The sequence below is a fragment of the Thermomicrobiales bacterium genome, from assembly GCA_041390825.1.
Lineage (GTDB): Bacteria > Chloroflexota > Chloroflexia > Thermomicrobiales > UBA6265 > JAMLHN01.
The window spans coordinates 137,890-160,090 of the sequence record JAWKPF010000004.1; the positions used below are offsets into that span (position 1 = coordinate 137,890).

Sequence of the window (22,201 nt, forward strand, 5' to 3'; positions counted from 1 at the left end):
GATGGGCGGGTGGTTGGCATGTACCTCCAAGAGCAGGCACAGAGGCCTGCGGCTACGCGGCCACCACGGTTCCCGATTCGTCCAGCACCCAGACGGTGATCGATTCCGCAGGGTCGACGGTGCAGGCGATATCGAATTTCCCCGGGTTCGGGAACCGCTGGGTGTAGGTTTGCCCTGGGAGCACGACGAACGGTCCGGCCCGTAGCGGCACCGAATCCTCATTGGTGACCGAGATCGCGGCTTCGTCGCCCGGTTGGAAGGTGATCTCCGTTGGCAGGGTGATGGCGGACTTCATGGTGTCGTTGTTCACTGCCGCGCCCGCGCCCTTTGGGATGACGAACGAGAGCCCGACCGGCTCATCGCCGCCGTTCCAGCGGTCGCTGAAGAGCGCCGCCACCAGGAGCGCCAATCCGCCGCCACCTACGACAACCGTGGTCAGGAGCTGCCGCCGCGACATTTTCTTGTCCGGGTTGGCGACCGGGGTGTTCTCGGTCGCGTCGTCTGTCGTCGTTGCTGATTCGTCGATCTCGTTGTGCGTATCCATGTGTCACTACTCCCCGGCCCTGTGCCCGTCGTGTCGCCAGGTGCGGCGGCACGACGGGCAACTCGCTGGTTCGACTACATCGTGGGCGAAGCTGCTGGCGAGGCTGCCGGAGTGGCATCCATCGCCATGGCCGGAGCGGGCCGCGACCAGACGCCCGAGATGGTCAGGTCACCAGCTTCGGTCGAAACGATCGCATCGCCCTCGGGCGCCGCGCTCTGCACAGTCACCGGCACGACGACCTCGCCGGCGCGCTCGAAGGTGAGCGTCAGGTCGAAGGTGTCGCCCGCGTTCAGATCGTGCTTCAGGCCGATGAGCATGATGTGGAATCCGCCTGGTTCGAGAGCAACGGTTTCACCGGCGGGAATCTCGAGCCCATCGGTGAGCGGACGCATTTCCATGACGCCGTTGTTGTCGGCAATTTCATGAATCTCGACCACAGCCGACACGTCGGCTGCCGCGGCGATCAGGCGGTCGGCTTCGGAGCCGCCATTCTCGACGTGGAAATAGGCTGCCCCCGTGCCGCCCATGGCGTGACCGGACATTCCGCCGGCCATGGGGGATGCCTCGGGAGTCGCGTCGTCATGCGCGGCGGCGATGCCGCCGAAACCAATCAATCCAATTGCCAGAGCCGCCAGGGCCAGCATGCGCAGTGCAATTCGGTTCATTTCTTTGCTCCTTTTTTCGGTTTCTGTGACGAGTTATTCGGAAATCAGGTGTTGCACGTCTTCCGTGATCATCGCGGGGTCGGTGCCGTAGGGATAGGTCAGCCGGAGCTTGCCCTCCTTGTCGATGACGTAGATCAGGGCGGTGTGATCGATCAGATAGCCGGTCGAGGAGTTGGGATACTCGACCCGCTTGATCGTGACGCCGTAGTCCTTCAGGAACTGCTCGGTCTGCGCGTCGTCGCCACGCAATCCAATGAAGTCCGGATCGAAGAAGTTCAGGTACTCCTGCATGCGGGCTTGCGTGTCGCGCTCGGGATCGAACGTGACCATGATGAATTCGACTTCATCGGCTTCGTCGCCCAGGTCTTCCTTCACGATGGCGAAGTCGTTCAGCGTGGTTGGGCAGAGATCGGGGCAGGTGGTGTAGCCGAAGTAGATCAGCGCGACCTTTCCCTCTTCTTGCGCCAGCGAGTACGGCTCGCCATGCTGGTCGGTTAGCGCCAGGTCCGGGGCAGTGGCCGCGGGACTGATCTCGCCACCGTTGAACTCGTACGCCTCGGTGCGGTTCGTGGCCCAATAGATGACGCCCCCGGCAATGAGCACCAATAGGGCAAGCACTCCGAGGAGTTGGTAGCGGCGGTTGGACGATGTCGTCATGGTGGTTCTCCTCCGGGCGCCCTAGAACGGCGACCAGGTTGCGTATTCGTTCAGGCGGCTCAGCGAATCGGTGAGCAAGAGCGCGGCGATGAGCAGGATCAGGACTCCGCTGACCTGTTGCATGCGGGGGAGCCATGCCCGGAACCGGGACGATTCCGCCATGAACTTGTCCACGAGCACAGTTGCCAGCAGGAATGGAACGGCCAGACCCAGCGAGTAGATCGCCAGCAGGCCGGTGCCCTCGCGCACGGTCGCGTCCGCGGCTGCGATGGTGAGAATGCTGGCCAGCGCCGGGCCGATGCAGGGGGTCCAGCCCGCTCCGAACGCCACCCCGATCAGGAAGGTTCCGGCGCGTCCGTATGAGCGGCCGCCCAGATCCATCTTGACGGTGCGGTCGGCGAACGGGAGGCGCAACAATCCGAGCAGGTGCAGCCCCAGGATTGCCAGAAAGACGCCCCCGACGCGCGCGATCCAGATGCGGTACTCCTGCAACCAACCCCCGAGCGCCGTGGCGGAGGCTCCAAAGAGCATAAAGACCGTGGTGAAGCCAAGCACGAAGAGGAGCCCGTTGATGGCCGTGGCGCGGCGCGCGCGGCGCTTGACCTCCCGATCGGTGGAGCGGAGCTCGGCGAAGCTCATGCCGCTGATCACCGCCGCGTAGGTGGGAATCAGCGGAAAGACGCAGGGCGAAAGAAAGCTGAGCAATCCTGCCGCGAACGCTACCGGAATGCCCACCCGCGCCACGGTCGAGGTCACCTGGCTGGCATCGGTGACCGTGCCTGCCAGAGCATCCTCGATCAGCGTCAGGTCGTCCGCGTTCTCTTCGACCAGCGCGCCTTTCCACCGATAGAGGATTTCACCGTCCCGCCCGATCAGCAGGGTTTCCGGCACGCCAGTTGTTTCGAAGGCGCGCGCGAAACGATTGGAGGAGTCGCGCCAGACGGGGAAGGTGACGCCGTGGTCCTCAGCGAATGCCTGGACCGCGTCGTCCTGTCCGTTGCGGTCGATGCTCACCCCGACGACCTGCAACCCCTGATCGGCGTACCGATCACTGAGGGCCTGCAACCAGGGCATCTCCTCTTTGCAGGGAGTGCACCAGGTGGCCCAGGTGTTCAGCAGCACAACATCACCCTGCAGGTCTTGCAGCGAGACGGTGTCGCCGGTGGCGAGGTCGGTGGCCTCGAATTCGGGTGCGGTGGTGGCCGAGACGTTGCCAGTCAGCAGGAGCAGGGTAAGCAGTCCCAGCCCGAGCAAGACCAACGCGCGCGGTCCGCGAAGCGTAAAGCGATGCATGTTCTTCGATCCTGTTGTTCGATCAGACGGTCACCGCGCGTAGATGCGGAGATGCCCGGCTACGCTCCGGCCCGATGGGCAGAACGGACGGTGACCGAGGAACCGGCACACAGTGTGCGGCTCCAGGCAGCGAGGATCAGGCTGCTTTGGGGGGTGGCGAATCGGGAGGAATGGCGATACCAGTCAGCATCGCAGCCGGAGGGTTGACCTGCAGCAATGGATCTCCGTCCATTTGCAGCAGCGCTTCGATGTCCGGAGGCACTGGCGTGGCTGGCAAATCGAGCGCCGCGCCGACTGGTTGTTGCGATTGCGCATCGGCGCCGTCGGCCAGCATGAACTGGCAGAGCAGGTGCGATGCATCGGCCGAATCGGCATCGGAGGCGGAAGTTGGCGCACCATGATGGTGATGCCCAGTCATCGAGCCGGATTCGCTGGAGGCAGCGGCCGCATGCTGATGCCCGCTCATGCGCTCCATGTTCATGCCGGTGGGATCGACAAAGATCGAGTGCGGCGCGGTGGAGGCGTCACAGCGTACAGGAATGAAGGCAAAGGAGACGATCAGCAGAATCGTCACCAGACGGATGCCCCATACGCGGTATTCGGTTGGCTTGCTGTTGCGCATTGCCATTGCCTTCGGGTACTCGGGTCGATCCCGATGTCCCTGCTGACAAGTATCCCAAACTCTGAGCGCGCAACCAATCGAAAATGGGGTCTCCGCGGCACATTGGCACGATTCTGTAACGTCTTCCGGCGCGCGCATGGTCGTGCGTATCATGCCCGGATGGCCGAGCAACATGCTCGCGAACGCTCTGGGAGCGATCAGGCAACTGTCAGGATCTCATCCACTGCTACCATTTGGGATGGGCAGACGGTGCAGCAGGCAGCGCGAACCAGCGCGTTGCCAGGCAGGAGACCCTTCGATGGATCCAGACCGGTTCGATTCGCTTGCCAAGCGGCTTGGGGGGCGGATTTCGCGGCGCGCGTTCGTTGGCGCAGCAGCCGCAACGATGTTGGCGGTTCCGGCCGTTCCCTATCGCAGCACGGTGCTTGCACAAAGCGAACGGACCACGGCGATCGACCGCTATATCGCCGTCCGCACCTTCGCCTATGACAGCACGCGCGAGAAGGCCGAAGCCGAACTGCCCGATCTGGTTGCGCACATGGAGGAGCAGCCGGGATTCGTTGGTATCGAGTGTGTCTGGGGCGAGACCGAGATCTATCTGATCGTTACGTTCCTCGATGAGGCAACCTCGGTTCCGGGAATGGAAACGATCGACTGGTGGATCGAAACCCACATTCAGTCGACGCTCTATGGCGACTTCGAACAGTCCGAGGGGAAGGTCGTACTCCGCTCGTTTCTCTTTGCGGGATGCCCGTGCGATCTGGAGGATGACGACGACCCGTGCGGTTCCGATCTGCTGGTGTGCTGCCCGGTTTCCGAGAGCGAGGGAGAGCCTGGTGTTTGCCTGACCGCGGAAACCACCTGCCCGGCCGGCGGCGGAGCGGATGACGATCCCAGCGATGAAGAACTGACGCTCTCGGCAGGCGATCTCACCCCCATTGCCGGCGCGGCGGTCTCCTGCACGAGTGAAGGATGCGACTGCCCAGACGGTATCTGTGACGCCGGGCTGGCTTGCTGCACATCCACCGGTACCTGCCAATACACCTGCCCATGCGGATATGAAGGCTGTTACTGCGTCGGCAGTGTCGTGAATACCTGCGACGACGGTCTGATCTGCTGCGCTCCAGGTGAGATCGGCGGCGAAGGGACGTGCCAGTATTCGTGCTCCTGCAGCTATGAGGGATGCTCGTGCACGACCGGGGTCGATGGCGCTTGCGACGCTGGACTTTCGTGCTGCGGCATCTTCAGCTCCGACCCCGGCAATATCGGCGCCTGTCTCAGTAGCTGCTCCAATGGCTCGACCAACCCATGCCCCGGCGCAGACGGCTGCGAGTGCATTCCCGGCACTTCGTGGATCTGCAACGCCGGTCTCGTTTGCTGCGGCGCCGAGGCTGGCGAATCCGGCATCTGCGCAAGTTCGTGCGCCTGAACGCAATCGACGAGAACCGATCGTGCCGGTAGCAGGAACCATTTCGGTCTGGACTGCGTTGTAGGATTGGTGTTCACTGGTACGTACCAGTTATGCGCGATCCGTGGCAACATGCACGGGTATTGTGCGCGGCTGGTAGCATGGGTGATGGTCCAGGCAGGGTGCAGGGACCATATTGGCACCACTATCAATTCCCCCGTGAGGGCAGAGGAGGAACGCGCGTGGATCCGAACCGATTCGACTCGTTCGCCAAGAAGCTGGGTAGCCGGCTTTCTCGCCGCGACATGATGCGTGTCAGCGCCGCCACGGCCGTGGGCGCCATCGCTGTCAGCAAGTTCACCAGCGTGGCTGCTCAGGATGCGGGCACCACGGCCAAGGATCGCTTCATCTCGGTGCGCACGTATGCGTACAGCGGCACCGAGGCGGATGCGGCTTCCGGACTGAGCGGCATCATCGCCGTTATGGAGCAGCAGCCAGGCTTTATCGAATACAACCTCGTCTTCGGCGATGGGCAGATCCTGGCAATCTCGACGTTCCTCGATGAGACCACGGCGGTGGCCGCGGCGCAGCAGGAAGATGCCTGGATCAGCGCCAATGCCGCCAATATCCTGAGCGGCTCGCCGACGATTCAGAGTGGCGATGTCTTCCTCCGCTCCGAGCTGCACGCTGGTTGCGGTTGCATCACCGGAACGGAGGATCCCTGCCACTCCTCACGCCTCACCTGCTGTGCTACGACCGACCGCATGGGCGGCCCGGGTATCTGCCTTACCAACGAAACGACTTGCCCGGGCGCGATGCCGGCTGAACCGACCGCGACTGCGGCGCCAGATGAGCCGACCGCAGTTCCGGCATGCACGGGCGAAGGCTGCGCCTGCAACGGCGGCGTCCAGAACGCCTGCGACGATGGACTGGTCTGCTGCGGTGTGACCGAGCCCGGTGGCCCCGGCACCTGCGAGACGGAATCCGAATGCAATCCGACTTGCTCCAGCGAGGGCTGCACCTGTATCGGTGGCACCGAAGGCGCCTGCGATGATGGTCTTGTTTGCTGCGGCTCGAACCAGCCGGGCGGCTCCGGCCACTGCATGACCGAGGATGAGTGCAACCCGCCGTGCACCAGCGACGGATGCACTTGCACCGCCGGCACCCAGGGCGCCTGCGACGACGGTCTCGAATGCTGCGGCGCGGACACGCCGGGCGGTCAGGGCACCTGCATGGCTTCGTGCCCCTGCACCGGCGACGGATGCGCGTGCACCACTGGCACCGATGGCAATTGCGATGACGGACTCGTCTGCTGCGCAGCCGACATGACCACTCCGGGTTCCCCGGGCACCTGCATGGCGGTCTGCGATTCCAGCGATTGCAACGGTCAGGAGAACTGCCCCTGCACTGCCGGCACCGAGGGCGCCTGCAACGATGGTCTCGAGTGCTGCGGCGCCGATACCCCGGGTGGACAGGGCACCTGCCAGAGCAGCTGCTAGTCGCTCAGTCCTGATGCGCAACCGAGGCGGCCGATCGGCCGCCTCGGTTTCTTGTTGGTTAGAGTCCAGAGTCCAGAGTCCAGGGTTCAGGGGCCAGAGGGGAGGGTCCAGAGGGGAGGGTTTTGTGGTTCTCCGCTATCCAAGCAAGGGGCGGATGGCCTCGGTTGCCGTGGATAGGGCCTGGGATGCGGTTTGCTCGCCGCGCAGCGCCTTCTGGATTTCGCGCCCGATCTCCAGCGTGATCTCCATATAGTTCCGGGTCACGAAGCTATCGAAGGGCGACTCCGCCTGCTGCCGCAGCACCGCCGCGACCGGTGTGGTTGCCTGAATCTCCGGATCATCCAGCGACGAGAGCCGCGCCGGCAACCATCCCAGATCGGTCCATTGCCGTTTTTGCACCTCGGGACTGAGGTAGAACTCGAGGAGCTGCATGGCCAGGTCGGGATTTTGGGATGTCGAGGCGAGTGTCCAGCCATCGACAGCGTTGACGGTCGCGTTGTTTTCCGGTCCCTTTGGCATCACGGCCGGGATGACTTTTTCGGTGCCGGGCGCGGCGCCGCCGTTCATCACTTCCCAGGATGATGGAAAGGTCATGAACATGGCCATGCCGTCATATTGCATGCGGAATGCCACGGCGGTGGTGTCGATATTGCTGAGCGTGTCACCGGTCATGGAGGGCATGAGGTCGATCATGAGTTGCAACGCGTCGACCCCGGGCGCATCGTCGAATGCAGGCTGCCCGGCCTCGTCCCACATGACGCCACCGGCCTGTTGCAAGAACGCCATCCAGTACGACGTGACGCCGCCGATTCCTGCCGGGGCGCCCCAGGGCGCCATCATGCCGATGGGAAAGGGCGGTCCCTGAAACTCGGCGGCGAACCCTTTCAGTTCGTCCCAGGTCGTCGGTGGCCCGGTCAGCCCTTTTTCGTCGAAGAGGTTCTTGTTGTAGAACAGGAGCATGAGGGAGAGGGTCGGCATTACACCGTACTGCTGCCCCTCCCAGGACATGGATGTTCCCTGCGCTGGCGCCAGATCGTTCACCAGCTCGTCCGGCAAGCGTGAGCCGATTTCCTGCAGGTACGGACTGAACTCGGGAATCATTGCCGAGTTGTAGAGTAGGTCATAGACAGGGGCGTCGGTGTCGAAGGCGGCCTGGCTGACCTGATCGATCGAGAAAAGCGGTCGGATGTCGTAGGTGATGGCAGTGTCGCGGTCGAACTTCCAGATATCCAGCATGTCGTTGCCGTAATCGTAGGTTCCCGGCGGCCGTGGCTCTGGCCGTCCCGCGGTGAGGACGGTCAACTGGTTGGCTTGTGCTCCGACCGGCGCAACGCCATGGCCCAGGGCGAGCCCTGTCCCGGCCGCCGCGCCCATTTTCATCAATCTACGCCGGTCGAGCCGTCGCATCTCCATCACCTTGTCACGTATCTGTTTCAGCCGGAGTGATGCTATCCGGGTCCGGTGTCCAGTGTCCAGTGTCGGGAAGCCGACGTTCCACGCATTTCGCAGCTTCCCTCCTGCACCCAGTCGAAGCAGGATGGCCGAGAACGGGGCGATGTGCGTAAACAGAGACGCGCCCTGGATCATACGGCGCACGCGCGGAGAGCAATGCGATGCATCAGATCATTACCGACAATTTGCACGCCATCCAGGCAATTTGCGAAGAGTTTGGGGTTGCTCGTCTCGAACTCTTCGGCTCGGCTGCTCGCGACGACTTCGACCCTGAGAAGAGCGATATCGACTTCATCGTCGAATTCATCGATCATGGCGCCGGCATCTCCGATCGGTACTTCGGGTTGACGCACGCCTTGGAGGATTTGCTTGGACGTCTCGTAGATATAGGGTTTGCGCGCACCTTAAAGAATCCATATTTCATAGCTGAAATAGAAGCAGATCGGACTGTCCTCTATGAATCGGAAAATCGCATCGCGGCTGCTTGACGCCGATCTCCGGTAGGGGCAATCCTCTGTGATTGCCCTTGTCACGCGGAATCCCAAGTCCGCGCTCAGTGCAATTTACCCCTACGCGATTGCTGAGAACATCTGCCGCTTCCACGAGATTCGTGTAGCGCAAGAATGGGGCACCCACAGGAGGCTGCCCTTACCAGCGCGATGGCGACTTCCCTATCCGAACGTCGCGTCCAGGGCTGCTGATAGGTCGGCGATCAGGTCGGATGGGTCTTCGAGACCGACCGAGAACCGCAGGTGGCCGTAGCGGCGGAACGGTTCTGGATAGCGTTCCCAGCCGCCGCGGCCTTCTGGGCCGACATGGACGATGAGTGATTCGTCGTGGCCAAGGGAGACGGCGGAGGTGATTACCTTCAAGTTGCTCACGAAGCGGTTTTGCGTGTCCGCGTCGCCTTCGACCGCGAAGGCCAGCATGCCGCCGAAGCCATAGTCCCCGAACTGCCGCCTGGCTGATTCGTGTTGCGGGTGGGATGCCAGCCCCGGGTAGTAGACATAGGCGACGAAGGGGTCCTTCGCCAGGAATTCGGCGACCCGCTGGGCGCTTTCCACATGCTGCCGAAGCCGCAGGGGCAATGTCACCGAACCGCGGGTGATCATCCAGGCGTTGAACGGCGAAATCGCGCCGCCAACATCGACCAGCGCATCGGCCTTGATCTTCGAGATCAGCGCGTTCGACCCGATCACCGCGCCACCCATGGCGTCGCCATGTCCATTGATGTACTTGGTCAGCGAGTGCGCCACCAAATCGGCGCCATGTTCCAGCGGACGGAACATCGGCGGAGGCGAAAACGTGGAATCGACCGTGAGCAGCGCTCCGCTTTCATGCGCGATTTCGGCCAGTGCCGCGATATCGGCTACTTCGGTGGTGGGGTTGGCGATCACCTCGGTGTGGATCAGCTTCGTTTCCGGGCGCATGGCGGCGCGCACTTCGTCCGGGTTGGTGATGTCGACAAAGGTTGCGGAAATCCCGTATTTGTCCGGTAGCAGCTCATCGAATAACCGCCAGATGGCTTCGTAGGTGACATCGCTGAGGACGACGTGATCGCCGCTCTCGAGCAGCGTGAAGAAGACTCCGTGCAGGGCAGCGACACCGGTGGCGAAGACGGCCGCCGCTTCGCCCCGTTCCAGCGCAGCCAGCTTTTCTTCCAGCCGGAGCTGGTTCAGCCCGGTGTTGCGGGTGTAGAAGAGGCTATTGGTGTCCGACCAGTCGATTCCGGTGGGGTCTTCCGGCAACGCATACGAGTTCGCCATTACGAGCGGTGTGCGAATTGCCCCGCTGCCGGCATCGATTTCATTGCCGATATGCACTGCTTGGGTAGCGAATGCCAGCGATTGCGGGTCGTGTTTGTCGGGTCGGAGGGTCATGGGTGAGTCCAGTGTCGAGAGTCCAGTGTCCAGGGGCTCGAGTCCGGAGTTCTGAGGCCGGAGTCCGGAGAAAACGGGTCGTGGGGAAGGGGCGCGGTGCTCTGTTGGGTCGAGTGTCCAGTGATCATGTTGGCTGCGGCGCTAATGTGTTGGGCGCGATCGTTCGATGAGGGCCGCCATGGCGAGATCGGCATCGGAACCGCGGGCGCGGAGCCCTGCGACTGCGCCGGCAGCGTCTTCGGGGAGTCGGTTCTGGCTGGCCTTGGTTTTGCCGATCAGGGAGCGAATGGGAATCTCGATACCGACGATGTTCGCCAGCATGTCTTCGGTGTACTTCCGCGGGGCGTCGGCCATCTTCCAGGGAACCGGTTCGGATGCTTCCATCATTTTGGTCAGCTTGCCAGCCTGACCGCGAACCCATCTCTCGTCGTCGTGCACGATCAATTCGCCGCGCACCTGCGCCATGGCGTAGTTCCAGGTGGGCACGACTTCATGCGTCGTTTGCTTGCTGGGATACCAGTTGGGGGTGATGTAGCGGTCGACCGACTGAAAGACGACCAGCGCCTCCAAGCCGGGATCGACATCGCGCCAGACCGGATTGTTCCGCGCTACGTGCAGCAGCAAGCGCCCCTGCTCGCCCCAGTCGCGGTCGAGCACGCATGGAATGGGATTGGCCGTGATTCCTTGACTGCCCATGGTGATCAACATGCCAAGGGGATTCGCCTCGATCAGCCCATAGATTGCGCTGGAATCGGATTCAATGAAATGTGGCGGCAGGTAGACCATGTGAATGAAGTCCAGTGTCCGTAAATCAGATTTGGCTTCGACCATCCTACAATCGTAGACCGAACAGCACACCTGCCCCTATGAAAGGATTGGCATGTCCACCAAACCCGTGACAACGCTCCCCACCATGGACGAGTTCGCCGCCGTTGTGACGTACGGCGGCGCGGCGTCGTTCTCGCCCGACGGTTCCCAACTGGCGGTCATCAACAATCGCTCCGGGCAGTACAACATCTGGCTGCAGCCGATCGCCGGCGGCGAGCAAACCCAGCTCACCTTCTATACCGACAACGCCGTGCGCGATCTCGCCTGGTCGCCGGACGGGAAGCGGATTCTCTACACTGCCGACTTCCAGGGCAACGAAAAGCACCAGCTCTTCCTGATGCCGGCCGAGGGCGGTGCGGCCGAAGCGCTGACCGATGAGCCGGAGGTGCAGTATTTCCTTGGCGACGGCGCCTGGTCGCCCGACGGCAACTACATCGCCTATGCCGGCAACGACCGCGATCCCTACGCGCAAGACATCATCATCCGGGAGGCCCCAACCGGCGAGCTCGACCGCGCGGTGAAAGATGGACGGATCAACTTTGCTGGAGGCTGGTCACCCGATGGCAAGCACCTGCTGATCGCCGATGCCCGGTCCAACCTGGAGATCGTTCCAAAGCTGCTGAATGTCCAAACTGGCGAGGCCGAAGACCTGGTGGATACGGACGTGCTCGCCAACGAGCGGCCGGCCGCGTGGTCGCCAGACGGATCCGGATTCTGGCTCATTACCGATCGAGGAAGCGAGCACGACTGGCTGGGGTTCTACGAGCTGGAGACACGGAGGATCACACCGGTCGCGCAACCCGATTGGAGCGTGGAGACCGTAGCGGTTTCCAAGGACGGCACATGGCTGGTCTGGTCGGTGAACGAGAACGGCTATTCGCGCATCCAGGTGCTGAACCGCGAAACGGGCGCGCAACACGAGCTGACGGAACTGCCGGGCGGCACGTTGCCCCCATTCGGGGGTGGAATCCATCTCTCCCCGGACAACACGCATGCCGTCATCAAGATGGTCACACCCACCAAGCCGAACGAGCTCTACCTGGTCGAACTGGAAAGCGGCGCGACCCAGCTTCTCACGGACAGCCGCAAGGTGGCCATCGACGAGTCACTGCTGGTCGAACCGGAGCAAGTCGAGATCGAGGCATTCGACGGTCTGACGATTCCCGCGCTGCTCTTCAAGCCGCATGGCGAGGGGCCATTCCCCGCGGTGCTTTCCATCCATGGCGGACCGGAAGCGCAAGAGCGGCCCGGCTATGCCTATCGCGGTTTCTACCAGTTCCTGCTCAGCCGGGGAATTGCCGTCCTGGCCCCGAACATTCGCGGTTCGACCGGGTACGGCACGAGCTACCAGAAGCTGATCCATGGCGATCTGGGCGGCAACGATGTCAACGACTTCGAAGCCTGCGCGCGGTATCTTCGGTCGCTGCCGTGGGTGAAATCGGACAAGATCGGCGTCTTTGGCGGCTCGTATGGCGGGTTTGCGGTGCTCACCTGTGTGAGCCGGTTGCCGGAGTATTGGGCGGCAGCGGTGGATATCGTCGGGCCGTCCAATCTGGTCTCGCTGGTGCGGACCATTCCTCCCACCTGGCGCGACGTCGCCAAGAGTCTGTTTGGCGATCCCGAAACGCAGGAAGCGGACATGCTGCGACGCTCGCCGATCACCTATGTGGATCAGATCGTCACTCCGCTGTACGTCATCCAGGGCGCGAACGACCCGCGGGTGGTGCAAGCGGAAAGCGATGCCATTGTGGAAAAGCTGCGCGCTCGCGGGGTGGATGTGAAGTACGACATCTACCCGGACGAGGGGCATGGCTTCACGAAAGTCGAGAACGATATCAAAGCCATGCGCGACTCCGGCCAGTTCTTCGTGGATCACTTGCTGGGGTAGCGCGGCCGATTCCAGCGCTATGAAGGAGCGGCGGCCATCCAGGAGGAGATCGGGCGGCGAAGTCCCTTGGGGTAGTGGTTCTTGATGACGTCGCCGGTGCGTTTGCCCCAGCCGAGCGGGAATCCGTCGAAAACGATCAGCACCCAACCGGGCTTGCCGGGTTTGGTGAGCGTTTCGCCAGAGAGATAGCGGGCGGTTTCCTCGAAATCGAGCGATTCCACCAACGTGCAGTCAGCTGGATTCAGGAAGAGCGCGAGCGCATGCGAGGGCGTGAAGCGCCCGGGCGCGGCCGTTCCGAGCCAAAGCCCCGGACGCACCGTCGGGAGCTCACCGATCAGCGGACTGTACTCCGGCACGAGAAACAACCGGTCGCCTTGCATTATGGGAATACCGTAATACTCGAGTTCTGGCACAGACTCGTCGAGGAATGCGTCGAGAATGGCAGTTGCCTTTTCTGTGCTGCGGGAATCGAACCGAGCACTGTCCCCCTCCCCTTCGACGTTCCGGCCGGAACTACCGTGATGCAGCCGAGCGATCGTATGGCCGTCGCCCTCGATCCGGTGCGGCCATAACCGCGCCATGCCGGAAAGATCGTGCGTGGTGTCTGCCCAATCGGTGCGGCCCGGGGTGGCGCCGGGGAGCTGCAATCGCTCCAGCGTCCATGCGGGGTGGTCATCGAGAAACGCCGCTATGACCTGTTCGTTCTCTTCCGGGGCAAACGTGCACGTGCTGTAGACCAAATAGCCGTCCACTGCTACCAACCGCGCGGCTGCATCGAGCAGCGCACGCTGGCGCCGGGCCGATCCTTCCACGTGCGCGACTGACCATTCTGTCCGGGCTTCGGGGGAACGACGGAAGAGCCCTTCGCCCGAACAGGGCGCATCGACCAGCACTTCCCCGAAGTTGCTTCCCTGCAGGGTCGCAATCCGGCCGATTTCCAGATTCGTGATGAGGGCCTTTTCGGTTCCCCAGCGTTCCAGGTTCTCCCCGAGCGCTTTGACGCGGCTGCCGACCAACTCGTTGGCCACGAGAATCCCTGTCTCCCGGAGGTGGTCGTGGATTTGGGTTGCTTTGCCGCCTGGCGCGGCGCACGCATCGACAACCCACTCCACTGTCGAGAAGTCCATCTGCTCCACCGGCGCCATGGCCGAGGGTTCCTGCAGGTAATAGACGCCGGCTGCGTGCCAGGGGTGCTTGCCGGCAGGGGCGTCTTCGGGGAGATAGAAACCGGTCGGGCACCAGGGGACTGGCTCCAGCGGCCAGGGGGAGCGCTGGCGGAACTCCTCGGGGGTGATCTTGTATGGATTGACGCGCAGTCCCGGGCGCGCCGGACGGTCGTAGGAGGCGAAGAAATCCGCAGCCTCGTCGCCGAGGAGCGTCGTCATCCGCTCGACATAGGCGGCCGGCAGCGGAGGGGATGCCATCTGGGGCGTTCCTACCCTTCGAGGATCTCGATGAGCTGATCTTCGATTTCGCGCTCGTTCGGGAAGCGGTCGACCTTCTTGCGCGAGAAGAGGAGCTTGTCGTCCAACCAGACGTCGTAGACCTCACGGTCACCGGGAATGATGGTGACTCCGCCCGGCAGAAAATCGCCGAACTCTTCCATCACATCGCCGGCGAGTTTGTTGGCGCGGCGGGTGAACCCGCATTCGAAGCAGAACTCGATCCGCACCGCCGGGGACTTGTCGGCAATAGGCATCACGTGCGCTCCTTCCGGCTACCAAGCGAAAGCACCATGCCTGCAATTGTGCCATCGAAAGGCAGTGAGCCGTGGGTTGTCAATTGGCAATCGGCCGCAGACGGCGAGGGCCGTCCTGACGGAGGCGGGCACGGGTCCCGCCACTACGAAGGTGGGTGCGGGCGTTGCCGGGAGGTTGGCGGGCACGGGTCCCGCCACTACGAGGTAGGTGCGCGTGTTGGCGATGATGACGGCTATCGACTGCCTTTCGGGTCGAAGGCGTCGCGGAGGCCGTCGCCGACGAAGTTGAAGGCGAGGACGCAGAGGGTGAGGGCAATGCCGGGGAGGATGGCGAGCAGGGGGTCGGAAAGGTAGTCGGTGCGGCTTTCGCTGAGCATGTTGCCCCAGGTGGGGATGCCGGGGGGAACGCCAAAGCCAAGGAAGGACAATCCGGCTTCATAGAGCATGAAGAGGGCGACGTCGAGTGTGAAGGTGACCACGATGGCGCCGATCACGTTTGGCAGCAGATGCCGCCGGATGATCTGACTATTAGGGGTGCCGATGGAACGCGCGGCCTCCACGAACTCGCGTTGCTTCAGGGAGAGGAACTCGCCCCGGACGATGCGGGTGAGCCACATCCAGCTAAACAGGCCCATGAAGAGGATGACGCCCCAGACGGAGATGCCTTCGAACATGGCGGCGATGATCAGCAGGAGGAAGATGCTGGGGAACGCCAGCATCAAATCGACGAAGCGCATGATGGCGCCATCCACCCAGCCGCCGTAGTAGCCCGAGACCGCGCCGAAGAGCATGCCCACCACCACGCAGATGACTGCAGCGGCCACCCCGATGGCGAGGGACATGCGGCCGCCGTAGAGCAGGCGGGAGAGAACATCCCGGCCGAGAGCGTCGGTGCCGAGCAAGTGCTCACGGCTGGGGGGCGCCTTGATGTTGAAGAGGTCGATCTCGTTTTGCCCGTGCGGGGCGATCCAGGGGGCCAGGGCGGTAAGCACCACGATGACGGTCAGCATACCCACGCCGAGCATGGCCAGCGGGGATCTGCGGAAGCGGCGCCAGGCAAGCTGCGCGGGCGTGCGGGCCTGTACGAAACCTGGATCGTTGCCCAGGACCTCATCGAGCGTGACGACACCGGCGCTCACGAGTAGCTGATCCTCGGGTCGAGCTTGGCATAGACCAAATCGGCGATGAGGTTGCCGAGGATGATCAAGACAGCGCTGAACATCAAGATCCCCATGAGCACCGGGTAGTCCCGCCGGGTGAGCGAGTCGTAGAAGAGCCGTCCCATACCCGGAAGGGAGAAGACGGTTTCGATGAAGACCACGCCGGAGAGGTAGAGGGGAATGTCGATAGCCGCTACGGTCACGAAGGACGTGAGCGAATTGCGCAGCACATGACGTGAGAGGACCGTTCGGTCGGCCAGCCCTTTGGCGCGGGCTGTGCGCACATAGTCGTGCTGAAGGGTTTCGATGGTGGAGGAACGGATATACCGGCTCCAGACAGCCACGCTGCCGATCGCCAGGGTGATTGCCGGCAAGATGAGATGCTCGATGGTGTCGAGTGTTCCCGGATCTTGCGGATCGTGCAGCCCACTGGAAGGAAGCCAGCCAAGCTTGACCGAAAAGATGAGTTGCAACATGAGCCCGAACCAGAAGACGGGCATGGCCAAACCGAAGTAGGCGATGATGGCCGTGACGTTGTCGAACCAGCCGTAGGGGTTGACGGCCGCGAAGACGCCGAAGAGCAATGCGACCACAAGCGCCAACATGAGGCCAATGGTGACGAGCAGTACGGTGTTCGGGAAGGCATCCCAGATGGCTTCGGTGACCGGGCGGTTCTGGACGTAGGAAAGACCGAGATCGCCGCGCAGCAGGTTCTGGATCCACTTGGCGAACTGCACGGGGATGGGTTGGTCGATGCCGAGGCGCGCGCGGATGGCGGCCAGGCGCTCGTCCGTCATGCGCGGGCTGCGGGCGTAGGTGGCGTCGGGACCGCCCGGCGCCACCTGCATCAGGATGAAGGAGATCACCGCTACCCCGAAGAGCAGCGGGATCGCCCCAAGCAACCGCCGAATGAGAAAGCTACCCATGAGCTAGCACGCTGCATGCGGCAGGCAGCACGCAGATTTCAGGGTAATCTGCGCCGCGTACTACCCGAACGATGGGCCGCATATGAGCCTCTCCCTCATAAACTCAGACGGATCACAATCCCGCTGCGTGCTGCGTGCTGCGTGCTGCGTGCTACTCCGTCAGGTACCACTTGTTGGCGTTCCAGAAGATGGAGTTGAAGGTGGTGGGCAGGAAGCCGCCGACGTTGTTTGCCACGGCGGAGAACTGCTTGTCCCAGTAGATGAAGATAGTCGGGACCTGCTCGTTGAGGAGCTTCTGGGAGGCGAAATAGGCTTCCTTGCGCTTGTCCTGGTCGAGCTCGGCGACGGCGGGGTCGATGATGGCGTCGATCTCTTCCTGGAAGTTGAAGTGGAAGAAGTACGCCTGCACGTTGCCGCCGGAACCGGTTGGCGTGTCCGGAATGTATTGCGAGCTCCAGTACCAGGTGTTGTCTGGGTCGGCGGTGTTGTACCAGGCATACATGCCGGCGGTCATCGCTTCGGTGAACTGGTAGCCCTCTGGGCCGAAGATGGTGGAAACATCCTCGAACTTCTGCTCGGTCTTGACGCCGATGTCGCCCCAGGCCTGGGCCACGACCTGCAGGATGAGCTCGTTTTCCTGGCTACCCGAAGGAGCCCAGAGCTCGATCGCGAGCGGCTTGACCGGGCCGGTCTTGTCGGTCATCTCGTCGATGCCGTCTTCCGGGGTCGGTGTCGGGCCGGTCCAGACACCGTCTTCCATTGTCAGCCCAGCTTCTTCCAGCAGCGCTTTCGCCTTGTCCGGATCGTATGGGGTCGGCTGCAGATCGGGGTCCCACGCCCAGGTTTGCGGCGTGGTGTCCGCGGCGCTGGGGAGGACGTTGTTCTTCATCAGTTGCTCGATGATCTGCTGTTTCGGGGTGGCGTAGTCGAGCGCCTGGCGCACACGGGGATCGCGCAAGTGGTCGATGATCTTGAGGTCGAAATGCTTCCAGGCCGGTGAGGGGGTTTCCAGGATGGAGATGTTCTCGATGCCGAGCGCCTCTTCCAGCCGAAGCGCGCTGATGGCCGAATCGCTGCTGGCTACCTGGATTTCGCCGGTACGCAACTGAACGAGCTGGGTATTGTCGTCCGGCACGATGGCGTAGATCAGTTTGTCGAGGATGGCTTTGTCGCCCCAGTAGTCGTCGAAGCGCACGAATGAGATCTGCTGTTGCGGCACCCACTCTTCGAGCTTGAAGGGACCAGTGCCGATGAGGGCGCGGCCGAAGTCTGCGCCGAAGGCAACGGGGTCGGCGACCGCGCTGGACGGGACGATGGGCGCGATACCGGTGGAGGAGATGAAGGGCGCGTACGGCTCGGCGGTGGTGATGGTGACCTGTTTGCCATCCTCAGAGGCGGTGACTTCGGTAACGAGGTCCCAGCTGAAGGTGTTGTACGTGCCGAAATCCGGGTTGTTGACGATCTTCCAGGTGTTGATGACATCATCGGCCACGAAATCCTCGCCGTTGTGCCATTTCACGCCTTCGCGCAGGGTGAAGGTGTAGGAGAGGCCATCCTCGGAGATCGAGTACTCGGTCGCCAGGCGGGGTTGTGGGGCCAGGTTCTCATCGAGCGCCACGAGTCCTTCCATGGGGGCGCTGAACATGTCGAAGCCGATCTGGAGCTGGGTGAGGTAGGGGTGGAGCGTGTCCGGTTCGCCATGGCCGCCGAGCAACAGGGCGCCTCCTGCAACCTGGGCGCCTTCTGGAGCGGTTGGTCCTTCCACCGGGACGGTGGAGCCGTCCTGGTTGCGCAGCAACGTGGCAGCGCCGCGCCCGCCAGCGGCGGCCTGGGTGTCGTTGGCGGCGCGCAGCAGGACGCCGAGAACGGCCGCGCCGATGCCGAGCTGCCCGGCCCGTTCGATCAGTTGGCGGCGGGTAATGCGCCGGTCGATGCGGGCCTGCACGATTTCATCAACGGTGGAAAGCGACGCCGGGTCGATCGGCGCGCCTGGCCGAGCGGTCATTCGGATCATTAGGGCCTCCTCTTTGGGCTCGGAATGAAGTAGATTCCGGGTAGGGTAGCACTTCGTTCGTTTCACAGGATTGCCTAAGGTTACGTCTTTTGGCTGAGAAATCAATGAACGGGCGACCATTTGCCGATGGCAGCGCCGGCGATGTGAATTACGCGGCGATTGGACGCGACTATGCGGTCTATCGCAGACCCGATCCGCAGATTGCCGCCCGGATTCTGAACGCATTGGGCGATGCGGAAACGGTGCTCAATGTGGGCGCCGGACCGGGCGGCTATGAGCCGCGTGACCGGCAGGTGACCGCGGTGGAGCCCTCGGCCACGATGCGCGCGCAACGCCCACCCGATCTTCCCCCGGCGATCGATGCCGTGGCGGAGGCATTGCCGTTTCCCGACGATTCGTTCGATGCGGTGATGGCGAGTTCGACCGTGCACCAGTGGTCCGATCTGGCGCAAGGGATCGCCGAGATGAAGCGGGTGTCCCGCGGGCCGGTGGTCGTCACGGTCTCGGACCCGGACCGGATGCACGATTTTTGGCTGGCGGAGTATTTCCCGGAACCGCTCGATGTGGAGCGAGGGCGTTTTCCCAGGATCGAACGGTTGGTGGAGCTGTTGGGCCCGGGAACGATCGTGGAATCGATTCCCATTCCGCTCGATTGCACGGACGGATTCACCGAGGCGTACTACGGGCGGCCGGAACGCCTGCTGGAGCCGGGGGTGCAGGGTGCGATGTCGTCGTGGACGCTGGCCGATGCGGGCGCGTTGCGCCAGTTCGAGGAGCGGCTCAGCGCCGATCTGGCTTCCGGCGCCTGGGATGCGCGTTGGGGGTACTTGCGCACCCAACCCTTCTATGACGGATCATTTCGTCTCGTCGTCCGCCCGTAATCCCGGGAGCGTTCCATCGATGAAATACACCGCGCACTTCATGCTCGAGGATCCGGAAGCGGTCAAGCGCCTCATCCGTGAGAATCCCTGGGCCACGTTTGTTTCGTCGACTGCGAACGGCCTGGTGGCATCGCACTATCCCATCCTGCTGGACGAAGATGCAGAGGAGATCGTGCTCCTGAGCCATTTCGGCAAGCCCGACGATCGGCTCCATGAGCTCGGCGAGCACGAGATGCTGGTCATCGTGCAGGGGCCGCATGGATATATCTCGCCGTCCTGGTATGCGCCACAGGATTTCATTCCGACCTGGAATCACGTTACCGCGCATCTCTACGGGACGCCGGAGATCCTCTCGTTCGACGAGAACTTTGCCGTGCTGCATCGCCTGGTGGATCACTTCGAAGCGGGAGTCGCGCACCCTCGCAGCTTGCATCAGGACGAGGAGTACGCGCGCAAGGTGGCGACCGGCACCGCTGGCGTTCGCCTGGTGGTGAAGCGATTCGACGCCCGGCTCAAGCTCAGCCAGAACAAAGCTCCTGAGGTGGTGGAAACCATCACGCGGGAGCTGGAGTCGGGGGATGCATACGCGCAGCCAGCGTTGGCGCGGGAAATGCGATTGGCGCGCGAATAGTCCGCCGCACAAACCGCGCGGCGGACTCCACGGGTATATCGGGTTCCGCGCGTTACGAGGCGAGCGCGACGAGTACGGCCTCCTCGGCGGTGCTACCGTCGGCGAGAACGATGCCGGCGGCTTGCCCGGAGATGAAGAGCGATTCGAACTCGGGGTAGCTGTTCTGCCAGAGCATGCTGCCGGTGGCGAGATCGACCGAGGTCACCGTGGGCGCCGAGCCCTCCTGAAATGCGGGGGTAAAGGTGAGCTCGCTGACGAAGACTTGCGCCGTTCCGGTAAACGAACCGTCGACGAGCGCCTCGGGTTGCGCCCAGAGCATTTCGCCGGTTTCGCCATCGACCATGACCAGCGCGTTCAGGTAGCTCACGGATGGGCCTGCGCCGACGATATGGGTGGCGTCGGCCAGAAGGGCATCGGCGCCGATGTTCTGGTTTTTCCAGCGAACTGCGCCGGTGGCGGCGTCGTATCCGGTCGCCGATTTCACCTCGAGCGAGCCGCCCGTGGCATACACAACCGCCGGAGCCGCGCCGTTGGTGAGGTACATGCGGCCGTAGCTGCCGTCATTGGCCAGTGGGGCAGACCAGGCAATGGCGCCGGTGGCGCCGTCGAGGGTGACGAGCGCCGCGGTTGCGTCGGTCAGGACCTCAGCGGCGATCGTGCCGGAACCGTTGCCCGCGAGCTCGAGTGTTCCTCCGGTGGAGGTAGCGGTTTGGCCAACCGGCGTCTGCCAAAGGATCATGCCGGTCGTTTTGTCGAGCCCGAAGGCCTGGACGTCCTGGCCCTCGGTTTCGGGACGTCCCAGCGCGACGAGGGGACCGCCCGCGATGTTTTCCCAGTCGGACACCGAGCCAACCGGCAGCATCTGTTGCCAGGCGATCGCGCCGTCGCTCGCGCTCACGCCAGTCAGGCTGTTGTCGACGGAGAGGACGATGATGTCGTTCTCAGTGGTGATGATTTCTGGCCACCCCTCGTAGCCATGCACAGCGCTCCAACGCTGGTCGCCAGTGGTTTCGTCGAAGGCGTAGACCATCTGGGAGGTCGACACGATGGCGAGACCGCTGCCGGTGGTCGCGGCGGAGGTGATTTCGCCCTGGAGCTGGTCGTAGGTGACCCGCCACATCTCGGTTCCGTCGAGGATGTTCAGGCCGACGACCGCGATATGGGAGATGGCGCAGCCGGGGGAATTGACCAGGAGGGTCGCTTCGGTTGGGGTCCAGCCGACGACCTGGTAGTTCCCTGCTCCGTCATAGGTGTAGCGCCAGCGTTCCTGCGCCTGTGGGGCTTGCGCGGCCAGCTGGGGAGGGTCGCCGCAACCGACTGCACTCGCGGTTCGCGTTGGGAGCAGGATGACTCCCATGAGGACGAGCGGCAGCACCGCGGCGAGGACCATCCGAGACCACTGGGTTGCACGCTCCATTTCCGAACTCCTCATCATGTAAAGCGAAGCTGAGACTCTGTCTACGCTGTTCCCTGAAACGACGATCTGGCCCGAACGGTTCCACACCTGCAGCAGGGGTTCTTGCGGACCTCGGGCGGCCAGGGTTGTGTTCGCGTTTCGTTCGGCGTAGCATCCAAGAAAATCCCAGTCTTGTCCCGGTCCGAAATCGCGAACAAGGAGAGTGATCATGCGTAGATTCGCACTCATGGTTCTCGGTCTTCTCGTGCTTGGTTTGGCGGCTCCCGTTGCTGCCCAGGACGCGACGCCAGAGGCATCGCCAGTGCACATGATGGGCTCGCTGGATATCACACCGGTGGATGGGGTCGTCTCGTTCACCCTCCTGGAGATTCCCGCCTCGGACGCGGTGGTCGACCAGGCTCCGGAAGGGGATAGCGCGGGCGATATTCTGGTCTTCGCCAATGTCTTGATGGACGAATCGGGCGAGATGCAGGTCGGAGCCGACCAGGGGTGGTGCGTGCGCACCAGTGTTGCTGGCGGCGCCTGGGAATGCACCTGGACCATCTTCCTGGAGCAGGGGCAGATCGTGAGCCAGGGTCCGTTCTTCGACGCTGGACCGTCGACCATGGCGATCACGGGTGGCACGGGCGATTTTGCCGGGGCGCGCGGTCAACTGGAATTGAGCGCGAACGAAGACGGGTTGTTCGTCTTTGCCTACACGGTCATGCTGGATGAGGAAATGCCGGGATAGGGCATCC

At 63.1% G+C, this 22,201-nt stretch carries 21 protein-coding genes; 7 read left to right on the forward strand and 14 right to left on the reverse strand.

Features of this window, described 5'->3' with window-relative positions; translation table 11 throughout:
• Positions 1–52 precede the first annotated feature (52 nt).
• The 5 genes from R2855_00620 to R2855_00640 form a co-directional block, all read right to left on the reverse strand.
• The gene (locus R2855_00620) at positions 53–544 is read right to left on the reverse strand and encodes a hypothetical protein (protein ID MEZ4529504.1); all 492 of its coding nucleotides are present in this window, start codon (positions 542–544) and stop codon (positions 53–55) included.
• Positions 545–618: 74 nt separating this feature from the next.
• Entirely contained in the window at positions 619–1,209 is a 591-nt protein-coding gene (locus tag R2855_00625; protein ID MEZ4529505.1) for a copper chaperone PCu(A)C, read from the reverse strand.
• 33 nt (positions 1,210–1,242) lie between these two features.
• Positions 1,243–1,866 (reverse strand): SCO family protein, encoded by a 624-nt coding sequence (locus tag R2855_00630; protein MEZ4529506.1) that lies wholly within the window; start codon positions 1,864–1,866, stop codon positions 1,243–1,245.
• Between the two features lie 21 nt (positions 1,867–1,887).
• On the reverse strand, positions 1,888–3,159 hold the full coding sequence (locus tag R2855_00635; protein ID MEZ4529507.1) for a cytochrome c biogenesis protein CcdA: 1,272 nt from the start codon (positions 3,157–3,159) through the stop codon (positions 1,888–1,890).
• Positions 3,160–3,295: 136 nt separating this feature from the next.
• Entirely contained in the window at positions 3,296–3,781 is a 486-nt protein-coding gene (locus tag R2855_00640) for a hypothetical protein (GenBank protein MEZ4529508.1), read from the reverse strand.
• 298 nt (positions 3,782–4,079) lie between these two features.
• On the opposite strand from R2855_00640, the gene R2855_00645 reads away from it, so the two are divergent.
• Both R2855_00645 and R2855_00650 read left to right on the forward strand, forming a co-directional pair.
• A complete protein-coding gene (locus R2855_00645) occupies positions 4,080–5,210 on the forward strand; it encodes a hypothetical protein (GenBank protein MEZ4529509.1) in 1,131 nt (376 codons plus the stop codon).
• A 221-nt stretch (positions 5,211–5,431) separates the two neighbouring features.
• Complete coding sequence (locus R2855_00650) at positions 5,432–6,688, forward strand: hypothetical protein (protein MEZ4529510.1); 1,257 nt, start codon at positions 5,432–5,434, stop codon at positions 6,686–6,688.
• Between the two features lie 135 nt (positions 6,689–6,823).
• On the opposite strand, the gene R2855_00655 is transcribed toward R2855_00650, so the two are convergent.
• Positions 6,824–8,095 carry an extracellular solute-binding protein gene (locus R2855_00655; GenBank protein ID MEZ4529511.1) on the reverse strand — a complete coding sequence of 424 codons (1,272 nt, stop codon included), beginning with the start codon at positions 8,093–8,095 and terminating at the stop codon, positions 6,824–6,826.
• A gap of 206 nt (positions 8,096–8,301) precedes the next feature.
• Here R2855_00655 and R2855_00660 point away from each other — a divergent pair, with 206 nt between their 5' ends.
• The gene (locus R2855_00660) at positions 8,302–8,628 is read left to right on the forward strand and encodes a nucleotidyltransferase domain-containing protein (GenBank protein ID MEZ4529512.1); all 327 of its coding nucleotides are present in this window, start codon (positions 8,302–8,304) and stop codon (positions 8,626–8,628) included.
• 183 nt (positions 8,629–8,811) lie between these two features.
• On the opposite strand, the gene R2855_00665 is transcribed toward R2855_00660, so the two are convergent.
• Together R2855_00665 and R2855_00670 are read right to left on the reverse strand one after the other, a co-directional pair.
• Positions 8,812–10,020, reverse strand: coding sequence for an aminotransferase class I/II-fold pyridoxal phosphate-dependent enzyme (locus R2855_00665; GenBank protein ID MEZ4529513.1), 1,209 nt, complete (start codon positions 10,018–10,020; stop codon positions 8,812–8,814).
• A gap of 141 nt (positions 10,021–10,161) precedes the next feature.
• The gene (locus R2855_00670; GenBank protein MEZ4529514.1) at positions 10,162–10,851 is read right to left on the reverse strand and encodes an FMN-binding negative transcriptional regulator; all 690 of its coding nucleotides are present in this window, start codon (positions 10,849–10,851) and stop codon (positions 10,162–10,164) included.
• 49 nt (positions 10,852–10,900) lie between these two features.
• Between R2855_00670 and R2855_00675 the strand changes: the two genes are divergently transcribed.
• On the forward strand, positions 10,901–12,736 hold the full coding sequence (locus R2855_00675) for a S9 family peptidase (GenBank protein ID MEZ4529515.1): 1,836 nt from the start codon (positions 10,901–10,903) through the stop codon (positions 12,734–12,736).
• 17 nt (positions 12,737–12,753) lie between these two features.
• Here the strand turns inward: R2855_00675 and R2855_00680 are convergent, their stop codons facing one another.
• The 5 genes from R2855_00680 to R2855_00700 all read right to left on the reverse strand — a co-directional run bounded on the left by R2855_00680 (position 12,754) and on the right by R2855_00700 (position 18,535).
• Complete coding sequence (locus tag R2855_00680; protein ID MEZ4529516.1) at positions 12,754–14,160, reverse strand: RsmF rRNA methyltransferase first C-terminal domain-containing protein; 1,407 nt, start codon at positions 14,158–14,160, stop codon at positions 12,754–12,756.
• An 11-nt stretch (positions 14,161–14,171) separates the two neighbouring features.
• Positions 14,172–14,435 (reverse strand): Rdx family protein, encoded by a 264-nt coding sequence (locus tag R2855_00685; protein MEZ4529517.1) that lies wholly within the window; start codon positions 14,433–14,435, stop codon positions 14,172–14,174.
• Positions 14,436–14,668: 233 nt separating this feature from the next.
• On the reverse strand, positions 14,669–15,574 hold the full coding sequence (locus R2855_00690; protein ID MEZ4529518.1) for an ABC transporter permease: 906 nt from the start codon (positions 15,572–15,574) through the stop codon (positions 14,669–14,671).
• Positions 15,571–16,521 carry an ABC transporter permease gene (locus R2855_00695; protein ID MEZ4529519.1) on the reverse strand — a complete coding sequence of 317 codons (951 nt, stop codon included), beginning with the start codon at positions 16,519–16,521 and terminating at the stop codon, positions 15,571–15,573. The genes R2855_00690 and R2855_00695 overlap by 4 nt, the downstream gene beginning before the upstream one ends.
• Before the next feature lie 151 nt (positions 16,522–16,672).
• Positions 16,673–18,535, reverse strand: a complete 1,863-nt coding sequence (locus R2855_00700) for a peptide ABC transporter substrate-binding protein (protein MEZ4529520.1) — start codon at positions 18,533–18,535, stop codon at positions 16,673–16,675.
• Between the two features lie 104 nt (positions 18,536–18,639).
• Between R2855_00700 and R2855_00705 the strand changes: the two genes are divergently transcribed.
• Complete coding sequence (locus R2855_00705; protein ID MEZ4529521.1) at positions 18,640–19,416, forward strand: class I SAM-dependent methyltransferase; 777 nt, start codon at positions 18,640–18,642, stop codon at positions 19,414–19,416.
• A gap of 19 nt (positions 19,417–19,435) precedes the next feature.
• A complete protein-coding gene (locus tag R2855_00710) occupies positions 19,436–20,047 on the forward strand; it encodes an FMN-binding negative transcriptional regulator (protein MEZ4529522.1) in 612 nt (203 codons plus the stop codon).
• Between the two features lie 52 nt (positions 20,048–20,099).
• On the opposite strand, the gene R2855_00715 is transcribed toward R2855_00710, so the two are convergent.
• Positions 20,100–21,464, reverse strand: coding sequence for a PQQ-binding-like beta-propeller repeat protein (locus R2855_00715; protein MEZ4529523.1), 1,365 nt, complete (start codon positions 21,462–21,464; stop codon positions 20,100–20,102).
• A gap of 208 nt (positions 21,465–21,672) precedes the next feature.
• Here R2855_00715 and R2855_00720 point away from each other — a divergent pair, with 208 nt between their 5' ends.
• Positions 21,673–22,194: a dirigent protein gene (locus tag R2855_00720; GenBank protein ID MEZ4529524.1), complete on the forward strand. Its 522-nt coding sequence runs from the start codon at positions 21,673–21,675 to the stop codon at positions 22,192–22,194.
• Positions 22,195–22,201 lie beyond the last annotated feature (7 nt).

Bases quoted from the DNA above. Each gene is read 5' to 3' on its own strand.
- R2855_00705 (MEZ4529521.1), top strand. From the start codon at position 18,640: ATGAACGGGCGACCATTTGCCGATGGCAGCGCCGGCGATGTGAATTAC.
- R2855_00710 (MEZ4529522.1), top strand. From the start codon at position 19,436: ATGAAATACACCGCGCACTTCATGCTCGAGGATCCGGAAGCGGTCAAG.
- R2855_00630 (MEZ4529506.1), bottom strand. From the start codon at position 1,866: ATGACGACATCGTCCAACCGCCGCTACCAACTCCTCGGAGTGCTTGCC.
- R2855_00720 (MEZ4529524.1), top strand. From the start codon at position 21,673: ATGCGTAGATTCGCACTCATGGTTCTCGGTCTTCTCGTGCTTGGTTTG.
- R2855_00700 (MEZ4529520.1), bottom strand. From the start codon at position 18,535: ATGATCCGAATGACCGCTCGGCCAGGCGCGCCGATCGACCCGGCGTCG.
- R2855_00655 (MEZ4529511.1), bottom strand. From the start codon at position 8,095: ATGCGACGGCTCGACCGGCGTAGATTGATGAAAATGGGCGCGGCGGCC.
- R2855_00640 (MEZ4529508.1), bottom strand. From the start codon at position 3,781: ATGCGCAACAGCAAGCCAACCGAATACCGCGTATGGGGCATCCGTCTG.
- R2855_00715 (MEZ4529523.1), bottom strand. From the start codon at position 21,464: ATGGAGCGTGCAACCCAGTGGTCTCGGATGGTCCTCGCCGCGGTGCTG.
- R2855_00645 (MEZ4529509.1), top strand. From the start codon at position 4,080: ATGGATCCAGACCGGTTCGATTCGCTTGCCAAGCGGCTTGGGGGGCGG.
- R2855_00625 (MEZ4529505.1), bottom strand. From the start codon at position 1,209: ATGAACCGAATTGCACTGCGCATGCTGGCCCTGGCGGCTCTGGCAATT.
- R2855_00680 (MEZ4529516.1), bottom strand. From the start codon at position 14,160: ATGGCATCCCCTCCGCTGCCGGCCGCCTATGTCGAGCGGATGACGACG.
- R2855_00685 (MEZ4529517.1), bottom strand. From the start codon at position 14,435: ATGCCTATTGCCGACAAGTCCCCGGCGGTGCGGATCGAGTTCTGCTTC.
- R2855_00660 (MEZ4529512.1), top strand. From the start codon at position 8,302: ATGCATCAGATCATTACCGACAATTTGCACGCCATCCAGGCAATTTGC.
- R2855_00665 (MEZ4529513.1), bottom strand. From the start codon at position 10,020: ATGACCCTCCGACCCGACAAACACGACCCGCAATCGCTGGCATTCGCT.
- R2855_00670 (MEZ4529514.1), bottom strand. From the start codon at position 10,851: ATGGTCGAAGCCAAATCTGATTTACGGACACTGGACTTCATTCACATG.
- R2855_00620 (MEZ4529504.1), bottom strand. From the start codon at position 544: ATGGATACGCACAACGAGATCGACGAATCAGCAACGACGACAGACGAC.
- R2855_00675 (MEZ4529515.1), top strand. From the start codon at position 10,901: ATGTCCACCAAACCCGTGACAACGCTCCCCACCATGGACGAGTTCGCC.
- R2855_00695 (MEZ4529519.1), bottom strand. From the start codon at position 16,521: ATGGGTAGCTTTCTCATTCGGCGGTTGCTTGGGGCGATCCCGCTGCTC.
- R2855_00635 (MEZ4529507.1), bottom strand. From the start codon at position 3,159: ATGCATCGCTTTACGCTTCGCGGACCGCGCGCGTTGGTCTTGCTCGGG.